We start from the raw sequence: 19,410 nt of genomic DNA, 5'->3' as shown, positions 1-19,410 counted from the left end.
ATCTTTTTTGTAATAATTAATTTACAATAAAATAACATATAAATATCATGCATTTAAGAAAGTGTGTATATTTGTAATCACAGTATTTTTTTTGTAATCGATTAAGAAATACTTCATTTTGGGCCTGTTTATCTTTCGAGGCTGAACTTGCAGCAGTAAGCTTGGTGTTTAGACAAGACAGGGCCTATGTAGTGCGGTGTTCCCCATAAATAGGCGATAACGTAGAATAAATGCCAAACATGTGCTGCCCGTACGGTTTTGCTCAGGGGCAATTTAATTTGTTAAATTGCTCAAAAATTTATGCAGGTTGGTTTAAGCGGTACTGTTTAACTGAAAAAACTAAAAATGGAATTGTTACTTAACCTAAACCCTGGTTAAAGGATTTATTATCCAAAGTTCAGGTGACTTTAACTAAAACCGAGTAGTGAGCGCCACATAGTTGGGATAAGTGCCACTGAGCTCTTTATGAGAGCCTTGCGCAACTACTTTGCCGTCTTCTAACCACACAACATTATCCATTTGAGCAAGTAGAGCGGGATCGTGCGTAATTGTCAGCACGCTCGCGTTATCCATAACATGCATTATTGCTTGCATTACTCCTTGCTTAGATTGATTATCAAGACCTTCTGTTGGTTCATCAAGAACCAAAATAGCAGGGTTTTTAAGTAATGCTTGTGCAATAGCTATACGCCTAGATTGACCTTGCGACACGTTACGCCCGCCAGTGCCTAATCGTGTTTTTAAACCTTCTTTTAGTTCATTAAACCATGGGCTTAATTGAGCTAATGCGAGCGCTTCAATCATTTGCTCTTTAGTTGCATTTGGCGCGGCATAACGTAAGTTTTCACTTAATGTGCCATCAAAAATATGGTGCTGCTGGGCGAGTATATTTATAACATTTGCGCGTATATCATTATTTAACGAATGTAAGTCAACAACGCTATTTTGATTGTTTAGCGCTATGCTGCCTTGTTGCAAAGGCCATAAACCAGTAAGTAAATTTACAAGCGTCGTTTTACCGCTGCCGCTTCTACCTACAATTGCTACCTTTTGCTGGGGCTTTAGTTCAAAACTGATATTGGTTAGCGCTGTTTGTTCACCATATTGGTAGCTAATATTGTTAAGTACTAACGTGTGGTTTTGCGCGCTAAAGTTTTCATCAACGTCTATATGTGTGCTTTCAATTTGCGAACTAGCAGCCTTATCTTCAAGTGTAAACAATCGCTCTGCTGCTTTTAAAACACTCGGAAGCTCTATAAACGCATTGGGTAGTAGCAATACACTTTCAAAGCTTGCCAGTACAAATAAACTCAACATAGCAAGCTCTACATTTACCATACTGTTTGCGTAAACTAGTGGGACAATGGTTACTATGCTAGCAAGCATGGCTAATTGAACAACCAACAAGCTTAACCCATCAGAGTTTGCCAATGCTTTGTGGCGAATAAATAATTGCTGATTGTACTGCTCGCTTAATTCGTCGCACTTATTAAGCTGCTGCGAACGGGCTTGATAAATACTAAGCTCTCTAAGGCCTGTGAGTGTATCTGAAAGCTCAGAGCGAAGTTGTGCACTAAGTTGTGTTTCTTTGTGGCTGTTTTTAGTGAGCTTTGCGCTGAGTAGGGCAGGTATAACTACACCAATAAGTATAATGCCAGTAAAGCAAATAAGGGCGACGTTGCCATTATAGGCCGACATAAACAGCATGATGATTGGCACACTTAAAAGAGCGACCAGCATAGGAAGTAAAACGTTTAAATAAAATTTGTCGAGTGCGTCTACATCATTTTGTAATCGGTTAACTAGATCAGCGCTGCGGCTCATTGCTAAATCAACATTGTTAAGCTTACTTAACGTTGCAAATACATTGGTACGTATTTCACTTAGTAATAAGAACGTGGCGTTATGAGTAACTAGGCGTTCGCCATAGCGCGATGCTGTTCGTACAATGGCTAAAAAACGAATCGTGCCGGCAGGAGTAAAATAATTCATTTGTACGCCTGCAATACCAGCAGCGGCCATTGATGCTAAAAACCAGCCAGATATAGCCAACAGGCCCACATTAGCTAATACCGTAATCGTCGCTAAAAATGTACCTAATAGCATAGCTTTGTAATGAGGAGCACAAAGCTTTAATAAGCGAATAAAATTACGCATGCGCCACCCCTTGTTCAGCCGTTTTTAGTAAGTCAGCAAATGCACCATTTTGCGCTGCAAGTGTTTCAAAGTGACCTTGCTCAGCTATTTTTCCATCGTGCATCACAATGATATTGCTGGCATGTTTAACCGTATTTAATCTATGGGCAATAACTAACACTAAGTTGTTTTTAGCATATTCATTAATAGCATCTTGAATAAGCAGCTCTGTTTGGCTATCAAGGTGCGCTGTGGGCTCATCAAGCACTAAGACTGGTGCTTGTTTTATAAATGCGCGAGCCAGTGCAATACGTTGCTTTTGACCGCCAGAAAGCCCTTCGCCTTGCTCACCTATCAGCGTGTTAAAACCATCGGGTAGGGTATTTATAAATTCAAGCACACCAGCTTGCTCTGCTGCATGTTCAAGCTCTTGCTGTGTGGCAGTGGGTTTGGCCAATTTAATGTTGGCAGCAATGGTGTCGTAAAACAGCGTCGCTTTTTGTGGAATCCATGCAATATTATTTTGCAAGTAAGTAATATCGGTTGCACTTAAACTCTGCTCATTAATAGATAGGTGCTTAATTACCTCAGGGTGAAACCCTAATAGACAATCAAACAATGTACTTTTACCTGAGCCACTACTGCCCACAACGGCAATTAAGCCTTTATTTGGTAGTGTTAAATTTATATTTTTAATGCCTTCGTTACTATCTGGGTATATAAAATTAAGGTCGGTAATACTTATTGAGTTAATTGTATTTAAAGTTAAATTGTTTTCAGGTGTGCTTGTAGCCACTAACGCATTTACGTCACTTGGCAGTGGTGCATTTAAAATTGCAACCATATCGGCCGCCGCACTAATGCCTTGTAAGCGCGCATGATAATGGCTACCCAGCTGGCGCAGTGGTAAATAAAATTCAGGTGCTAAAAGCAGCACGACAAAGCCAGTTGCAAAATCAAGAGTACCAAAAAACAACCTAAAACCAATAATTACGGCAACGAGTGCCACGCTAATGGTAGCTAAAAACTCAAGTGCGAATGATGACAAAAATGCGATTTTTAAAACATCGAGTGTCGCGTGTCTAAAGTCGTCTGAAATTTTAGCTATTTGTTTAAGTTCGGTACGTGTTGCATTAAATAGCTTGAGTTGAGTTAAACCTTGTACGCGGTCAAAAAAGTAATTGCCTAGTACAGCAAGTTGCTTCCAGCGTTTTTGGTTTAAAGCCTCGGCTTTTGAGCCTACCAAAATCATGAAAAAAGGAATGAGCGGGGCGGTTAATAAAAATATCAGCCCAGCTTTATAATCTGTCGGAAAAATAACAACCAATATTGCCAGCGGAATAAGCGCACTGTAAGCAACACCGGGTAAGTATTTAGCATAATAGTCGTGGAGTGCTTCAACGCCATTATGCAGGGTATTTAATGTAGCGCCTTGGCCGTGTTGTTCTATATAGCTTGGCCCAAGTAAACTGAGCTTATTTAAAAGTGTTTGGCGCATAGCCGATTTTATTTTAAGTGCAGCAAATGCACTCAAACGTTCACTTAGCGCCAAAAACACTGCGCGTAATAAAATAATGCCTGCTAAGGGCCATAGTAAATAAGTAACTTGGGCTAAGTTATTACCTTCAAACATTACATTATGAATAGCTTGAGCCAGTAAATAAGCACCTGCAATCATTAGTAATGCGTTAAAAGTACCCAATGCAATGCTTAACTTTAACCACACTGCAGCGGGTTTACTTTGACGCTTTAAAAAAGCGCGCAGTGATTGCTGCTGCGCGCGATCTGGTCGGGGGTTAGTCGTCATCTTTGGTCGAGTTATTTTCATTTAATAAATCATGCATAACTTGCTCATCATCAGCAATACTGTTTTTATTTTGATGAAACTCATACCACATTACATTTATTACACCTAAGGTACAGGCCAAAAGTACACCTAAAATCCAAGCGAAATACCACATAGTTTAGTCTCCTTAATAGCTACCGTGAGTGTTGTTTTCAATTTCTTCTACCGTTACTCTGCGCCACATTTTTACGTAACACCAAGTGGTGTAGGACAAAATTAGTGGTACAAAAATACACACTGCAATAAGCATTATATTGAGCGTTTTATGGCTCGATACCGCATCCCAAATTGTTAAGCTAATATTAGGGTTGTTGCTAGATGGCATAATAAATGGGAACAGTGAAACACCGGCCGTCATAATTACGCCAATTAACATTAAGCTTGTTGAAATAAGCCCAAGTGCTGGTTTATTTAATTTAGAAAACACAAGTGCACTTAATGCCATTGCAAAGGCTAAAATAGGGAAGGTCATTGTCCACGGACGGGTGCTATAGTTACTTAACCAAGCACCTTGCGCTGTAGTGACCACTTTAGCTAAAGGATCTGCATGACTTTGTGTATCAGCCATAGATACAATTTGGTATCCCGTTAAATTAGCAACCCAAAAACCAGCTGCAGCAAATAACACGATAAACACAATCAGAGAATAGCGACCATATTGACCCGAACGCTCTGCAACCACACTTGCTGTACGAAGTTGTAACCACATACCCGCATGCGCAACTAACATGGTAATACTCACTAAACCTGCAAGTAATCCGAATGGATTAAGCAGGCCAAAAAATGAACCTTGGTAGCTAACACGCATAAGGTTATCAATATTAAACGGTACGCCTAAAAATAAATTACCAAACGCAATACCAAAAACTAATGCTGGAATCGCGCTGCCTGCAAGCAAACCCCAATCCCAGTTATTGCGCCAGCGTTTTGAATCTACTTTACTGCGGTAATCAAACCCAAGTGGTCTAAAAAACAAAGCAAAGAGTACTAGCATCATGGCAAAGTAAAAGCCCGAAAACGCGGCAGCATAAACCATAGGCCACGCTGCAAATAACGCGCCGCCTGCAGTTATAAACCATACTTGGTTACCATCCCAATGCGGGCCAATTGTGTTTATTACTGTGCGGCGCTCTGAATCTGTTTTACCAACGAGGCGAAGTAACATAGCAACGCCCATATCCATGCCATCGGTAATAGCAAAACCAATAAGCAGCACACCAATGATCAACCACCAAAGCATTTTTAATGTTTCATAATCAAAAATCATGATTGCTCTCCTTCAGTTTGATCAGTTTTGTTTGGTAATTCAAAATGATACTTACCAGTATGTAGCGAGCTTGGTCCTTGCTTAACAAAGCGGATCATCAACCAACCTTCAACAATGGCTAAACCAGTATAGAAAATAACAAACCCAGTTAAGCTAATTAAAATATCGTTTACTGTTAGTGACGACGTGGCTAAAAAGGTCGGCAGTATTTCAGATATAGCCCAAGGTTGACGGCCATACTCAGCAACTATCCAGCCAAATTCAATCGCTATCCAAGGTAGTGGAATGCTCAATACGGCAGCCCATAACAACCAGCGTTTTTGCTCAATAACGCGATGTGCGTTGTAGTAAAATGCCAATATAAATACACCAAGCATGGCCACACCACAGGCAACCATAATCCTAAATGACCAAAACATAGGGCCTACTTTAGGAAAAGAGTCTTTAACTGCTTTTTGAATTTGCTCCTCGGTAGCATCTACAACATCAGGTGTGTAGCGCTTAAGTAGCAAGCCATAACCTAAATCATCTTTTAGAGTATTAAATTTGGCAATATTATCTGGCGTATCTTCACCGTTTCTGAGCATCGTAAGGTATTTATAAGCAATCATACCGTTACGAATACGTACTTCATGTTGTTTTTCTAGGTCGTTAATACCCGTTACTTGCTCATCAAGTGAGCGCGTAGCAATTAACCCAAGTGCGTAAGGTATTTTAACCGCCGCATGTGTTACTTGCTCTTCTGAATCAGGAAAACCAAATGCGGTAAACGCAGCTGGAGCTTCTTCTGTGTGCCATTCGGCTTCAATTGTGGCAAGTTTCACTTTTTGGACTTCGCCTACTTCGTAGCCTGATTCGTCACCGAGTAAAATTACACATAAAATTGACGCTAAACCAAAGCCTGATGCGACTGAAAAAGAACGTTTAGCGAATGCTAAATCACGGCCTTTTAATATATACCAACTGCTTATACCTAGCACAAACATAGACGCTGCTACATAACCTGCCGATACAGTATGAATAAACTTAACTTGGGCTACAGGGTTAAACACAAGCTCTGCAAAACTGGTCATTTCCATGCGCATGGTTTGATAGTTAAATTCAGCGCCTACTGGGTTTTGCATCCAACCGTTGGCAATTAAAATCCACAGCGCCGACATGTTAGTACCAATGGCCATTAAAAAGGTTGCACCTAAATGTTGGCGTTTAGAGAGTCTGTCCCAGCCTAAAAAGAACATACCTACAAAGGTCGATTCTAAAAAGAATGCCATTAAACCTTCAATAGCTAGGGGAGCTCCAAAAACATCACCTACGTAATGCGAGTAATAAGACCAGTTAGTACCAAACTCAAATTCCATGGTAAGGCCTGTCGCCACACCAATTGCAAAGTTAATACCAAACAATTTTCCCCAAAACTTAGTCATATCGCGATAAATTTCGCGACCGGTCATAACATAAACCGATTCCATAATAACTAAAATCCAGGTCATACCTATCGTTAACGGTACGAATAAGAAATGAAAGAGAGCGGTAACAGCAAACTGTAATCGCGATAGATCCACAAAGGTTTCATCTATCATTATTGGCTCCTTGAGAGTGACGGATTAACAGGGCAGTGCTTAATTGGCAAAGTTAACATTTAATGAACTTTCAGTAATTACTGAAAGTTTGTAATATTATTTACGTTTGTGCAATTTTTGTCAATATGTATATTAGTAAAACTTAATATATTTCCTATGCTACATCAGTATTAAAAACAAACAACATAAAGGCTTAACTCAGGTGATAAAAAACCAGTTATTTAAAGCGTTTAATCAAACAGTAAAACACGGTAAACTAATAAGCATGAACGCCTGGTTTACTTGTGAAATAAAATCAAATGAATAAAGATAAAAAACAACTACGAATTGGTATTGTGGCAGGTGAACTGTCGGGCGATATTTTAGGTGAAGGCTTAATTAAAGCCCTTCAAAAACACTTTCCGGACGCTATTTTTGAAGGGATAGCGGGGCCTAAAATGCAAGCGCAGGGTTGTAAAACACTTTACGACATGGATGAGCTTTCGGTAATGGGGCTTGTTGAAGTGTTAGGGCGTTTACCGCGTTTGCTCAAAATACGTAAACAACTCGTGCAGCATTTTGTAGATAACCCACCTGATGTATTTATAGGTATTGATGCACCCGACTTTAACTTACGAGTAGAAAAGCCGCTCAAAGATGCGGGTATTAAAACGGTGCAATACGTAAGTCCATCTGTTTGGGCATGGCGCGAAAAGCGCATTCATACAATAAGTGCAGCGACTAACTTAGTCCTTGCATTGTTGCCTTTTGAGAAAGAATTTTATGATAAGCATCAAGTACCGTGTACGTTTGTGGGTCATACCTTGGCAGACGATATAGCACTTGAACACGACGACAGCAAAGCGCGTGAAGAACTCGGCTTAAGCCTTGATGACAAAGTACTGGCATTGCTACCTGGTAGTCGAGGCTCTGAGGTTGGTTTACTAAGTGAAACTTACATTAAAACAGCTGAAAAGCTGCAAGCGCAAAACCCAAATCTTAAAATTGTGGTGCCACTGGTAAACGAAAAGCGCAAAGCGCAGTTTACTGAAATATTAAACGCCACCGCGCCTGACCTTAATGTTAATCTGCTTGATGGGCAATCAAAATTAGCGATGCAAGCTGCCGATGCTATTTTATTAGCGTCGGGCACTGCAACACTTGAAGGCATGCTTTATAAAAAGCCAATGGTAGTGGGTTATAAAATAAAGCCTTTGAGCTATTGGATTTTTAAAACTCTATTTACGTTTAATATTAAGTACTTTTCGCTGCCTAATTTATTAGCCGACGAAGAGCTAGTGCCTGAGTTTTTGCAAAGTGAGTGTAACGTAACTAACTTAACAAATGCGCTTACTCCTATGCTCAACACAGATAACAAAGCGCTAAAAGCACGCTTTTTAGCCATTCACGAAAAAATTAGATTAAATGCCAGTGAACAAGCAGCCAACGCTGTGGCGGAGTTAATAAATGCAAATTGATAGACCAAATGTAACCCTAATTGCCGGTGTAGATGAAGTTGGGCGCGGCCCGCTTGTTGGTGATGTAGTTACTGCCGCCGTCATTTTAGATCCCACTAAACCTATTGCTGGCTTAGCGGATTCTAAAAAATTAACGGATAAAAAACGCCAAGCACTGGCAATTGAAATTAAAGAAAAAGCATTGTGTTACGCATATGGTCGCTGCAGTCCAACAGAAATTGATGAGTTAAATATTTTACACGCGACTATGCTTGCCATGACTCGCGCAGTGGAGGCATTAAGTACGCAACCTGAATTTGTATTTATAGATGGTAATCGTTTGCCAAAACTCACTATGCCAGCGCAAGCTGTTGTTAAAGGCGATAGCCTAGTGGCAGAAATTTCAGCAGCGTCTATTTTAGCTAAAGTAGCGCGCGATGACGAAATGATTGAGCTTGATAAACGCCACCCTGAATATGGCTTTGCAGGGCATAAGGGGTATCCAACTAAAGCGCATTTTGCAGCGCTTGAGCAGTACGGCGCGATTGACGAGCATCGTAAAAGCTTTAAACCTGTGCAGCGTGTATTGGCGCAAGCCAATGGTGAGGGCTAAGCATGGCTGCTCCTGATTTTGTTCATTTAAGAGTTCATTCAGATTTTTCGATGGTTGACGGCCTTGCTAAAACAAAGCCAATAGTCGCAAAAGCGCAAGAGCTGCAAATGCCCGCGATTGCGATTACCGATCAAATGAACTTTTGTGGTTTAGTGCGCTTTTATGGCGCAACACATAATGCCGGTATTAAACCTATAGTGGGTGCTGATTTTTGGGTTCGTAGCCCAGAATTTCCTGACGAGCCAAGCCGTTTAACCATATTAGCCAAAGACAACGACGGCTATAAAAACATTACCTTATTAATATCTAAAGCGTATCAACGTGGGCATGTATTTCATCGCCCAGTGATTGACCGCGAATGGTTAGTTGAGCTAAAAGCAGGCTTAATTATTCTCTCGGGTGCTAAAGACGGTGATTTAGGTAAGGCGTTATTAAAAAATAATCCGAGTGTAATTGAATCGGTTGTTAGTTTTTATAAGCAGCATTTTAGCGATAACTACTACCTTGAGCTTGTTCGCACCAATCGCCCGCTTGAAGAAGATTACTTACACATGGCGGTAGAGCTTGCAGCTAAAGAGCAGTTACCTGTTGTAGCCACCAACGAAGTGGTATTTTTAAAACCTGAAAACTTTGAAGCGCACGAAATTCGAGTTGCTATTTTTGACGGTTACACTCTTGATGATAAACGCAGGCCTAAACGATTCTCTGAAGAACAATACCTAAAAACACCAGAGCAAATGGCTGAGTTGTTTAGCGATATTCCAGAAGCCCTACAAAATACCGTAGAAATCGCTAAGCGTTGTAATGTAACTGTGCAATTAGGGACTTACTTTTTACCTGATTACCCAACCGGCTCGCTTAAAATTGAAGACTTTTTAGTTAAAGTGTCAGAAGACGGCCTTGAAGAACGTCTACAGTTTTTATTCCCCGATGAAGAAGAGCGAAAAGTAAAACGCGTTGAATACGATGAGCGGCTTGATATAGAGCTTGGCGTAATTAACCAAATGGGATTCCCAGGTTACTTCTTAATCGTAATGGAGTTTATTCAGTGGAGTAAAGATAATAATATTCCAGTTGGACCTGGTCGTGGTTCAGGTGCGGGTTCGTTAGTTGCGTACGCGCTTAAAATTACTGACCTTGATCCACTTGAGTTTGACTTACTCTTTGAGCGATTCTTAAACCCTGAACGTGTATCAATGCCCGATTTCGACGTCGATTTTTGTATGGATAGACGAGACGAAGTAATTGATCACGTGTCGGCTTTGTATGGTCGAGATGCGGTATCGCAAATTATTACCTTTGGTACTATGGCTGCAAAAGCGGTAATACGCGATGTAGGGCGAGTGCTTGGGCATCCTTATGGATTCGTTGATCGTATCTCAAAAATGATTCCAGGGGACCCTGGGATGACACTTGCTAAAGCGTTTGATATAGAGCCTCGCTTGCAAGAAGCCTACGATGGCGACAACGAAGTAAAAGACTTAATCGATATGTGTCGTATCCTCGAAGGGTGTACACGTAACGCCGGTAAGCATGCGGGTGGCGTAGTAATATCGCCAACCACTATTACCGACTTTGCCGCGCTTTATTGCGATGACGAAGGTAAGTTTCCGGTCACACAGTTTGATAAAAATGACGTAGAAACTGCAGGCTTAGTTAAGTTCGACTTCTTGGGTTTACGTACACTGACTATTTTGCAGTGGGCGGTCGATATGACCAACGTGCGCATGAAGCGCCAAGGTAAAGACCCTGTCGATATAAACACTATTCCACTGGATGATAAAAAAAGTATTGAGCTACTACTTCGCGCCGAAACGACTGCTGTATTCCAGCTAGAGTCGCGTGGTATGAAAGACTTAGTACGCCGCCTTAAGCCCGATTGCTTTGAAGATATGATTGCACTTGTGGCCTTGTTCCGACCAGGTCCGCTGCAATCAGGCATGGTAGATAACTTTATCGACCGAAAACTGGGCCGAGAAGAAATCTCATACCCAGATGCGCAATATCAGCACGAAAGCTTAAAACCAATACTTGATCCAACCTACGGCATTATTTTGTATCAAGAACAAGTAATGCAAATTGCGCAAGTACTAGCAGGTTACACGCTAGGTGGCGCCGATATGCTGCGCCGTGCAATGGGTAAGAAAAAACCCGAAGAAATGGCAAAGCAGCGTTCAACATTTGAAGATGGCGCAAGAAATAACGGCATTGACGGCGAGCTTGCGATAAAAATCTTCGACTTGGTAGAAAAGTTCGCAGGTTACGGATTTAATAAATCTCACTCGGCAGCTTACGCACTGGTTTCGTATCAAACATTGTGGATGAAAACCCATCATCCGGCAGAGTTTATGGCTGCGGTAATGTCGGCCGATATGGATAACACCGACAAAATAGTTATTTTGGTGGATGAATGTGAAAACATGAAACTCACCTTATTACCGCCAGACGTAAATGCAGGTGAGTTTAAGTTTACAGTAAACCTTGAAGGTGAAATTGTTTACGGCATTGGCGCAATAAAAGGCGTGGGTGAAGCACCGGTTGATGCAATCCTAGAAGCGCGTGCAAAAGGCGGCCCATTTAAAGATTTATTTGATTTTTGTGCCCGCGTTGACTTAAAACGCTTAAATAAGCGTGTGACCGAAAAATTAATTTACTCAGGCGCACTTGATAAGCTTGGGCCTGAAAAAACGCAACCTGGACGTGCTACGTTATTGGCTAGTTTAAAAAGTGCAATGCGTGCGGCCGACCAACACAACAAAGCTGAGCTATTAGGGCAAAGTGACTTGTTTGGTTTATTAGCCACTGAGCCTGATGAAGTTGAACAAGCTTTTATTAAAGCCATAGGCCTCACTGATAACGAATGGTTGGATGGTGAAAAAGAGACCCTAGGCCTTTATTTAACAGGGCATCCGATAAATCAATACCGCCGTGAACTTAAGCATTACACCAGTGGGAAAATAGTTGATTTACAGCCTACTAATCGCGATGTGTTTGCCACAGCGGCTGGTTTAGTGATTGCTTCTAGGGTGTTAATTAATAAAAAAGGAAATCGTTGGGCCTTAGTAACTTTAGATGACAAGAGTGCACGCATTGATGTACGCTTGTATTCAGACGAGTTTGAAAAGTACCAAGATATGCTCCAAGTTAATAATATCTTGGTAATATCTGGACAGGTCAGCTTTGATAACTTCTCTGGTGGTATTACAATGACCGCCAGAGAAATAAGCACCATTGCTCAGGCGCGTGAAAAGCGTATTAAAGCGATTAAAATGACGCTGAACATGGTGCAAATCGAGGCTGGTTTCTTCGATAAATTACAAAAAGTACTCGAACCCTACAAAATGGGAACGTGTCCGATCAAGGTTTATTACCAACGTCCAGATGCGTTGGCACAATTAACTCTTGGGATCGAATGGTGTGTTACGCCAAGTGATGACTTAATTCATAAGTTATCGCTAATGGCGGCGCAAGATGTAGAACTGGAATTTAACTAATTAGGTAGTTTAGAGCATGAGCCTCAATTATCTTGATTTTGAGCTTCCGATTGCAGAATTAGAAGCGAAAATTGAAGAATTACAAAATGTAAGCCGCGCTGGCGAATTAGACCTTGGATTAGAAGAGGAAGTCAGCAAATTAAAAGAGAAAAGCGACCAGTTAAAAGGGAAGATATTCTCTGAACTTGGCGCTTGGCAAGTATCACAGTTGGCACGTCACCCGTTGCGTCCTTATACTCGAGATTATATCGAGCGTATTTTCACGGAATTTGACGAGTTTGCTGGCGATCGAACTTTTGCTAACGATCCGGCTATTTTAGGTGGTATAGCGCGTTTAGATGGCGAACCAGTAATGGTTATTGGCCAACAAAAAGGCCGCGACACTGCTGAAAAAATTAAACGCAACTTTGGTATGCCAAAGCCAGAAGGTTACCGTAAAGCATTACGCTTAATGGAAATGGCTGAGCGTTTTAAAATGCCAATCATGACCTTTATCGACACGCCGGGTGCATACCCAGGTGTAGGCGCTGAAGAGCGTGGCCAATCTGAAGCAATCGCACGTAACTTAAAAGTAATGGCGACACTTAAAGTGCCGACAATATGTACAGTTATTGGTGAAGGTGGTTCAGGCGGTGCATTAGCGATTGGTGTTGGCGACAGAGTTAATATGTTGCAGTACAGTACTTATTCTGTAATTTCGCCTGAAGGTTGTGCGTCTATTCTTTGGAAAAGCGCCGACAAAGCACCCCTTGCAGCAGAAGCAATGGGTGTAACCGCAGAGCGCGTTAAAGAACTAGATTTAATCAGCAACTTAGTTGATGAGCCACTAGGTGGTGCGCACCGTAATTACGATGCTATGGCACGTAACTTAAAAGTGCGCCTAAAACGAGATTTAGCTGACCTACAAGCTCTTACGCTTGAAGAAATGCTTGATCAGCGTTACAAGCGTTTAATGTCGTTTGGCTATTGCTAAGCACATTAAATGTTAAAAAAAGCCGCTTATGCGGCTTTTTTACTTTAAAATACTCAGAGTTTTTATATTGAAGTGCGCCCATATGTATACATCAGTAATTTATCAACAATTAAAAAAATCACTAAGTAGCTATATTGAGCAAGGTAAGACTGTTTTTACAGTTGCGTTATCTGGTGGCGTTGATTCTGTGGTGTTACTGCATTTAATGCGTGCGTTAAAAGAAGATAACCCTGTAATTGATGTATCGGCTATTTATGTTCACCATGGTTTAAGCCAGTATGCTGATGACTGGCAACGCTTTTGCAAAAACGTATGTGTTGAGCTCAATGTGCCTTTTGAAGCTGCGAAAGTGGTAATTGAGCAGCAGTCGCGCACGAGCCTTGAAGCCCAAGCGCGCGACGCCCGTTATAAAGCACTTGATGGACTAAGCCCACAAGGCAGCATTATTTTACTAGGCCAACATTTAAACGACCAAGTAGAAACGTTTTTACTGCGCTTAAAGCGTGGTTCGGGTTTAAAAGGGCTTGGCGCCATGCACCAAGCGCGTTTTCTACAAAGTGGGCGTGTGTGTTTCAGGCCGTTATTGAATGTAAAGCGAAGTGATATAGAAGCCTTTGCGGCGCAGTTTAATATTAAGCATATCACTGATGACTCTAATACAGATGAGCGCTTTGATCGAAACTTTTTACGTTCCAAAGTTATTCCATTATTAGCCGAACGCTTTAATGGGTTTGAGCAATGTACAGCGCGAAGTATTGAGCTACTGCAGCAACAACAAACATTACTTGATGAATATACTCAGCTTGATTTAAATAAGTGTATTAACCAGCATCAAGCATTGTGTATTAATAAAATAAGCGAATACAGCACTACGCGCATTGCAAATATAGTGCGTGCGTGGCTTGCATTATTTACACAAATTATGCCATCGCAAAAACAACTTGAGCAAATTATTAATCAAGCTATATGCGCTAAGAGCGATTCGCAAATGCTTATTGATTTGGCTGGTGGGCAAGTACGTCGCCATCAAGGCTATTTGTATTTTGTGAATCCATATCAAATATTACAAGATCAAATGCTTGTAAGTGATGAGCTTAAATTTAATGATGACCGTTTGCTAATAAAAAAAAATGGCAAGGGTATTCGACCGCCGTTTAAGCATGAACAAGTTACTGTGCGTTTTAACTGTAACAATGCGCGGATCAAACCGGAAAAAAAACCAGGTGGTAATACATTAAAACATTGGTTTAAAGATGCAAAAGTAGCCCCTTGGTTACGTGCTAATGTGCCATTAATTTTTTATAATGACGAATTGGTTCAAGTGGTTGGCTACTTTATGAGTGCCAATCATCTTGACGAAACAGGTATTTTTTGGGAGTGTAAATAATGACAGAACAACCACATGTAGGCTTATCACTAGTAAACAAAGCACCACTGGGGATGTTAGTTACAGCTATCGTTGCGGTATTAGCTAATGCCTTGTTTTCGCTTAACCTAATTACTTTGGGTCACGCTATTGCTGGTGGAATATTATGTGGTGCATTATTACTGGCTTATTGGTTAGGTAAAGGTGGGCTGTTTTTTGTTTTAGGAGTGAGTACGCCGTTAATTTTAGTTTTATTCACGCCAATTGCAAAGAGTGCTGCATTACTTAACTTAGTGAGTGGTTTCTTTTTTGGTTTTTGCTTAGTACTTGTTATATATAAATTTTTACCAATAAAGTCAGAGCGTTAAGTCATGCTTTTTAGTGTGTTGTCCTGAGTTTTAAACAGGACAATACAGCAAAATAAAAAAGCCTAACGGGGGAAGTTAGACTCTTTTATTTTAAATGTATTTTTAAATTTTAATATGCTTTAGCACAGTTTCTGCCCGAGGCCTTTGCTTTATACAGCCCTTTATCTGCGCGAGCAAATATCTCATTATCACAATCTTGACTGCTTGCTAAGGTAAAACCTATGCTGGTTGTTACGCCATATTGCGACATTAAACTTGATTCTCTAACAAGGCGCATGATCCGTTCAGCAACTACTTTGTTAGTTGTAAACTCAGGGTCTTCGATTAAAATTGAGAACTCATCGCCGCCAAACCTAAATACTGAGTCTGTACCACGAATACTGCTACATAAAACTTTAGCGAATTCTTTCAATGTATCGTCGCCCACTTTGTGACCAAAGTTATCGTTAACTTGTTTAAAGTTATCTAAGTCGAGCAGCATTAAGCTAAAAGGACGTTGGTAGCGGCGACAATTTTCGAGTTTTTGCGACAAAATATCATTAAATTGACTGCGGTTGTTTAATCCCGTTAAGGTATCTTTTGTCGCAAGTTTTAATACTCGGCTATACATCATCGCATTTCGAAGTGGGTAAATTAACGCGGTATGTAAAACGCGTAATTTTTTTTCAATTACAGCACTAAGAGGATATTTACTAAAGTAAATTAGTTGTCCTAAGTGTTCTGCTGCTATTGTTAAGTCAAAAATATAGGGTGTATTGTTTGTATCACTATCTGATGTTTGCGCTGTGCCAAGCGTCGATTGAAACTGTATACCCGAAAAGTTTAGCAATTGTTTTGCGAACTTAGCATACATAGCTAAAACATCTTCAATAACTAAACTAGTTTGTAGTTCAGTAACAAGTTCGTGTGTTTCAGTTGTTTCATCTACACGTGTGTGTTCTGCCGAGAACGGCAAAAAATCACCGCGACCTGATACACGTTGTGTCAAAATATGGACGTTTTCCATTAAAATCTCCCCCGAGGGTGTTGCTTTACAATTACTAAGCTATTTTTATGCCATATTTTAAAACTGGCCGAAAAACAGATGGTTGCTATATTTAATGTAAGTCCCTTGGTTTAATTTAAGCGTGAGGTTCAGTTTGCAGAGTATTAATGTTCAATTTTTTGGCTTATTAGTTGTTGCAGTACTTTTTGTATGGTTTTTTAAGCGCATTGGATTGCCGCCTATTTTGGCGTATCTAGCAACAGGGGTTTTAGCTGGCAGCCATGGTATTGGTTGGGTGGCACACACGCATGAAATCGACTTTGTGGCAGAGCTTGGTATTGTATTTTTGTTATTTAGCTTAGGGTTAGAGTTTTCTATTTCACGTTTAATGGCAATGCGCAATATTGTGTTTGGCCTTGGGTCACTACAAGTAGTTGTGACCAGCCTGATACTTATTGTTGTTTTATATTGCTTAAATTTCAGCTTATTAACTAGCTTTGCTATTAGTATCATTATGGCGCTTTCATCCACTGCCGTGGTGGTTAAGTTATTAAAAGAAACCGGCGAGCTAAACCAGCGTCGTGGACAACTAGCCGTTGGTGTATTGTTATTTCAAGATATAGCGGTTGTTCCCTTGCTTATTATCCTTCCTTTATTAGCATCTAGCGATTCACAAAGCATTAGTTGGGCGCTTGCTTTTGCATTAACTAAAGGCGCATTTGTTTGTTTATTGTTATGGGCTATAGGCAAATGGATACTGCCTAAAGTATTTAACGAAATAGCGCTAGTACGCACCGATGAGTTATTTGTGCTTACAACATTACTGGTTGCGTTATTTGCCGCGTTGCTAACATATATGTTTGGTCTATCAATGGCTCTTGGCGCTTTTTTAGCCGGTATGATGTTGGGCGAGAGTCATTACAGACACCAACTAGAGGCTGATATAAGGCCCTTTCGCGATATTTTAATGGGCCTTTTTTTTGTAACTGTCGGCATGCAGCTTGATTTATTATATGTGTTTAGTAATGGCTTATTTATAATTGGTGCGTTACTTGGCTTATTAATTTTAAAAATAACCGTTGTTGCAATAAGCGCGCAGCTTATGGGTGAGCGAAGACAAGATGCATTGGCTTGTGCAATTATGCTTTGGCAAATGGGGGAGTTTGGTTTTGTACTTATTGCCTTAAGTGGACAACAGCAATTATTAACGAGTGATCAAACCTCATTTTTAATTGCATTGGGTGTACTTTCAATGGCCTTTACACCATTTTTAATTGATAAAACACCGCTTATTTTAAAACGTTTAGGCGTATTAAAACGCGCAAGTATGGGATGGGAAAATGAACCTAAAAGTAGCGCGCTTTATAGTAATCATGTTGTTATTTGTGGCTTTTCAAGAGTTGGGCAAACCATTGCGCGGTTTTTAAAGCCTGAGGCAATAGAATATGTCGCTATTGAGAGTAACCCAATACTCGTTCAAGAAGGTAAAGCCGCTGGAGAACCCGTAATATTTGGACACGTTAAACAAAAAGACATTTTAAAATGTGCAGGGGTAGAGCGTGCACGCTTAGTCATTATTACCTTTACTGAATTTGAGCAAACACAAATAGTAATAGACGCTATAAAGCAAATAGCGCCCGAAGTTAAAATACTTATACGCACGCGAGATGACAGTCAGCTCGAAAAGTTAAAAGAATTGGGGGTAACCGAAGTTGTGCCCGAAACTTTAGAAGCAAGTTTAATGTTAGTGTCGCATGTTTTATCTATGTCGGGTGTACCCATGAGCCGAATTGTTAGGCGTGTAAGTAAAGAGCGCCGTAATCGCTATAAATTTTTGCAAAGCTTTTTTTCCGGTGAGCACATTGATAGCGATGAAAATAATAGCGATAGATTAGAATACCTGCATGTTATAGCTTTGCCCGATAAAGCGTTTGCTGTAAATAAAAGTATTAGTGAGCTTAATTTAACAAAACGAAGAGTGTTTATAAAAGCGTTACGCAGGCAAGATCGCGAAATAGACGCTCCATCGGATCAAACCTTATTACTGGCTAACGATATATTAGTACTGCAAGGAAAACCAAGGCGCGTTGAGCGAGTAGAGCACTACCTGCTCGACGGAATAGAATAACGTTTCTGTTTGGGCTTAATCTAGTTCTAAAAACTTGCGTATCTCCGGTAATTTTCTCATACCGTCTTCATAGCCAATTTGCATTAAATGCTGGGTGTAGCGTTTTTCAAACAATAGATAACTGGTTAAGCTCGATTGCGAATGCTTTTTTACACCTATGGTACGAAGCAATACTTTAATAGCCCATGGCATATCGTTGTAATACTGCGCTGCAATGGCATTAAAATTTTGCGAAGGGTTAATTACAAACGTATCAATTTGTTTAAGCTCTTGATGTTTATCGCGTGCAGGTAATAGCCCTAGGGTTCGGTTAATACGGTCCAAACGTTCTAAATCCGATTGCATAGTGTCGGTAAATACACTGTCGAGTAAATGCCCTGCAACAGCAGATAGACCCGGATAATGTGGCGAGTAACCCGGTGGGTGTAATTCTTTGGGTTGGTCGACCCCAATAATAAATATTTTTTCAGCGCCTAAATGAATCGACGGACTAAGCGGAGAAAGCTGATGTATAGAGCCATCACCAAAGTAATGGTTATAAATATTTACGCTAGGAAATACCATCGGAATGGCACTCGACGCCATTAAATGCTCAACATTAATGCGCGTAGCACGACCCTCGCGTTTAGCACGCTGCCAAGATGTTTGCGTATTAGATTGAAAAAATGCAACCGAGTCACCCGTTGTATAACTTGAGGCCGTAATAGACAGCGCATCTAAATAATTACGATGTAAATTGCGTTCAATGCGGTGTAAATCTAAAATTTCGTTTAATAAACTACGCAGAGGGCGATTATTTAGCAAGCTCGCAGGCGGGTGATTAATATGCTCTGACTGAAAGCTCGTTAAAATATTACGCGCAATATGACCAAACACACTTAAAAAGTCGCTTTTATACACCATAGAGGTTGAAAAGTTTTTCCAAACAGATTCGAGCTTTCGTACAGCCAAATGCGCACACGAGGCGTAACATGCTAACGCTGCAGAATTAATTGCCCCAGCTGAGGTGCCATTTATTACCCTAAATGGTAATGGAGCTGTACGCGGCATGCTATGAGCGAGTGCTTTTAGTACGCCCACTTGGTAAGCAGCACGTGCGCCACCACCTGTAAGTAACAAGGCTATTTTAGGTTTTTTGGGATCAACTTGCTTGATTTTCATATTGGTGGTTAAACTGTTCTACGTCTTTGCTTTATTTATTCACTGTAAGTCTTTAAG

14 protein-coding genes are annotated in these 19,410 nt (G+C 40.6%); 7 read left to right on the top strand and 7 right to left on the bottom strand.

Annotated elements, in window-relative coordinates; genetic code table 11:
* Positions 1–411 precede the first annotated feature (411 nt).
* The 5 genes from cydC to LOS73_RS15975 are packed head-to-tail and all read right to left on the bottom strand — an operon-like array spanning position 412 to position 6,829.
* On the bottom strand, positions 412–2,157 hold the full coding sequence (gene cydC / locus LOS73_RS15995) for a thiol reductant ABC exporter subunit CydC (RefSeq protein ID WP_457933980.1): 1,746 nt from the start codon (positions 2,155–2,157) through the stop codon (positions 412–414).
* Positions 2,150–3,943 (bottom strand): thiol reductant ABC exporter subunit CydD, encoded by a 1,794-nt coding sequence (cydD, locus tag LOS73_RS15990; protein ID WP_033028552.1) that lies wholly within the window; start codon positions 3,941–3,943, stop codon positions 2,150–2,152. The genes cydC and cydD overlap by 8 nt, the downstream gene beginning before the upstream one ends.
* Positions 3,933–4,097 (bottom strand): cytochrome bd-I oxidase subunit CydX, encoded by a 165-nt coding sequence (gene cydX, locus LOS73_RS15985; protein ID WP_007376801.1) that lies wholly within the window; start codon positions 4,095–4,097, stop codon positions 3,933–3,935. The genes cydD and cydX overlap by 11 nt, the downstream gene beginning before the upstream one ends.
* Positions 4,098–4,109: 12 nt before the next feature.
* Positions 4,110–5,249: a cytochrome d ubiquinol oxidase subunit II gene (gene cydB / locus LOS73_RS15980; protein WP_457933979.1), complete on the bottom strand. Its 1,140-nt coding sequence runs from the start codon at positions 5,247–5,249 to the stop codon at positions 4,110–4,112.
* Entirely contained in the window at positions 5,246–6,829 is a 1,584-nt protein-coding gene (locus tag LOS73_RS15975) for a cytochrome ubiquinol oxidase subunit I (protein ID WP_008133891.1), read from the bottom strand. Before LOS73_RS15975 ends, cydB begins: the two co-directional genes overlap by 4 nt.
* Positions 6,830–7,128: 299 nt before the next feature.
* Between LOS73_RS15975 and lpxB the strand changes: the two genes are divergently transcribed.
* From lpxB to LOS73_RS15945, 6 genes are all read left to right on the top strand, one after another.
* Positions 7,129–8,286 (top strand): lipid-A-disaccharide synthase, encoded by a 1,158-nt coding sequence (lpxB, locus tag LOS73_RS15970; RefSeq protein ID WP_007376798.1) that lies wholly within the window; start codon positions 7,129–7,131, stop codon positions 8,284–8,286.
* Complete coding sequence (gene rnhB, locus LOS73_RS15965; RefSeq protein WP_096792712.1) at positions 8,276–8,878, top strand: ribonuclease HII; 603 nt, start codon at positions 8,276–8,278, stop codon at positions 8,876–8,878. Before lpxB ends, rnhB begins: the two co-directional genes overlap by 11 nt.
* 2 nt (positions 8,879–8,880) lie before the next feature.
* Positions 8,881–12,372, top strand: coding sequence for a DNA polymerase III subunit alpha (gene dnaE, locus LOS73_RS15960; RefSeq protein WP_457933978.1), 3,492 nt, complete (start codon positions 8,881–8,883; stop codon positions 12,370–12,372).
* A gap of 16 nt (positions 12,373–12,388) precedes the next feature.
* Positions 12,389–13,345: an acetyl-CoA carboxylase carboxyl transferase subunit alpha gene (gene accA, locus LOS73_RS15955; protein WP_008133897.1), complete on the top strand. Its 957-nt coding sequence runs from the start codon at positions 12,389–12,391 to the stop codon at positions 13,343–13,345.
* Between the two features lie 82 nt (positions 13,346–13,427).
* On the top strand, positions 13,428–14,732 hold the full coding sequence (gene tilS / locus LOS73_RS15950; RefSeq protein WP_457933977.1) for a tRNA lysidine(34) synthetase TilS: 1,305 nt from the start codon (positions 13,428–13,430) through the stop codon (positions 14,730–14,732).
* Positions 14,732–15,079, top strand: a complete 348-nt coding sequence (locus LOS73_RS15945; protein ID WP_007376793.1) for a hypothetical protein — start codon at positions 14,732–14,734, stop codon at positions 15,077–15,079. Before tilS ends, LOS73_RS15945 begins: the two co-directional genes overlap by 1 nt.
* 109 nt (positions 15,080–15,188) lie before the next feature.
* Here LOS73_RS15945 and LOS73_RS15940 read toward each other — a convergent pair whose 3' ends face one another.
* Positions 15,189–16,085: a GGDEF domain-containing protein gene (locus tag LOS73_RS15940; protein WP_007376792.1), complete on the bottom strand. Its 897-nt coding sequence runs from the start codon at positions 16,083–16,085 to the stop codon at positions 15,189–15,191.
* A gap of 133 nt (positions 16,086–16,218) precedes the next feature.
* Between LOS73_RS15940 and LOS73_RS15935 the strand changes: the two genes are divergently transcribed.
* Complete coding sequence (locus LOS73_RS15935; RefSeq protein WP_457933976.1) at positions 16,219–18,192, top strand: monovalent cation:proton antiporter-2 (CPA2) family protein; 1,974 nt, start codon at positions 16,219–16,221, stop codon at positions 18,190–18,192.
* 15 nt (positions 18,193–18,207) lie between these two features.
* Here the strand turns inward: LOS73_RS15935 and LOS73_RS15930 are convergent, their stop codons facing one another.
* Entirely contained in the window at positions 18,208–19,353 is a 1,146-nt protein-coding gene (locus LOS73_RS15930) for a patatin-like phospholipase family protein (RefSeq protein WP_457933975.1), read from the bottom strand.
* Positions 19,354–19,410 lie beyond the last annotated feature (57 nt).

It is taken from the genome of Pseudoalteromonas sp. SCSIO 43210 (assembly GCF_054133285.1).
This window is presented reverse-complemented; position numbering and strand designations above follow the sequence as displayed.

Excerpts from the sequence above, each read along its gene's own strand:
- LOS73_RS15975 (WP_008133891.1), bottom strand. The coding sequence starts at position 6,829 with ATGATAGATGAAACCTTTGTGGATCTATCGCGATTACAGTTTGCTGTT.
- LOS73_RS15940 (WP_007376792.1), bottom strand. The coding sequence starts at position 16,085 with ATGGAAAACGTCCATATTTTGACACAACGTGTATCAGGTCGCGGTGAT.
- accA (WP_008133897.1), top strand. The coding sequence starts at position 12,389 with ATGAGCCTCAATTATCTTGATTTTGAGCTTCCGATTGCAGAATTAGAA.
- tilS (WP_457933977.1), top strand. The coding sequence starts at position 13,428 with ATGTATACATCAGTAATTTATCAACAATTAAAAAAATCACTAAGTAGC.
- LOS73_RS15930 (WP_457933975.1), bottom strand. The coding sequence starts at position 19,353 with ATGAAAATCAAGCAAGTTGATCCCAAAAAACCTAAAATAGCCTTGTTA.
- rnhB (WP_096792712.1), top strand. The coding sequence starts at position 8,276 with ATGCAAATTGATAGACCAAATGTAACCCTAATTGCCGGTGTAGATGAA.
- cydC (WP_457933980.1), bottom strand. The coding sequence starts at position 2,157 with ATGCGTAATTTTATTCGCTTATTAAAGCTTTGTGCTCCTCATTACAAA.
- lpxB (WP_007376798.1), top strand. The coding sequence starts at position 7,129 with ATGAATAAAGATAAAAAACAACTACGAATTGGTATTGTGGCAGGTGAA.
- cydB (WP_457933979.1), bottom strand. The coding sequence starts at position 5,249 with ATGATTTTTGATTATGAAACATTAAAAATGCTTTGGTGGTTGATCATT.
- LOS73_RS15945 (WP_007376793.1), top strand. The coding sequence starts at position 14,732 with ATGACAGAACAACCACATGTAGGCTTATCACTAGTAAACAAAGCACCA.
- dnaE (WP_457933978.1), top strand. The coding sequence starts at position 8,881 with ATGGCTGCTCCTGATTTTGTTCATTTAAGAGTTCATTCAGATTTTTCG.
- cydD (WP_033028552.1), bottom strand. The coding sequence starts at position 3,943 with ATGACGACTAACCCCCGACCAGATCGCGCGCAGCAGCAATCACTGCGC.
- cydX (WP_007376801.1), bottom strand. The coding sequence starts at position 4,097 with ATGTGGTATTTCGCTTGGATTTTAGGTGTACTTTTGGCCTGTACCTTA.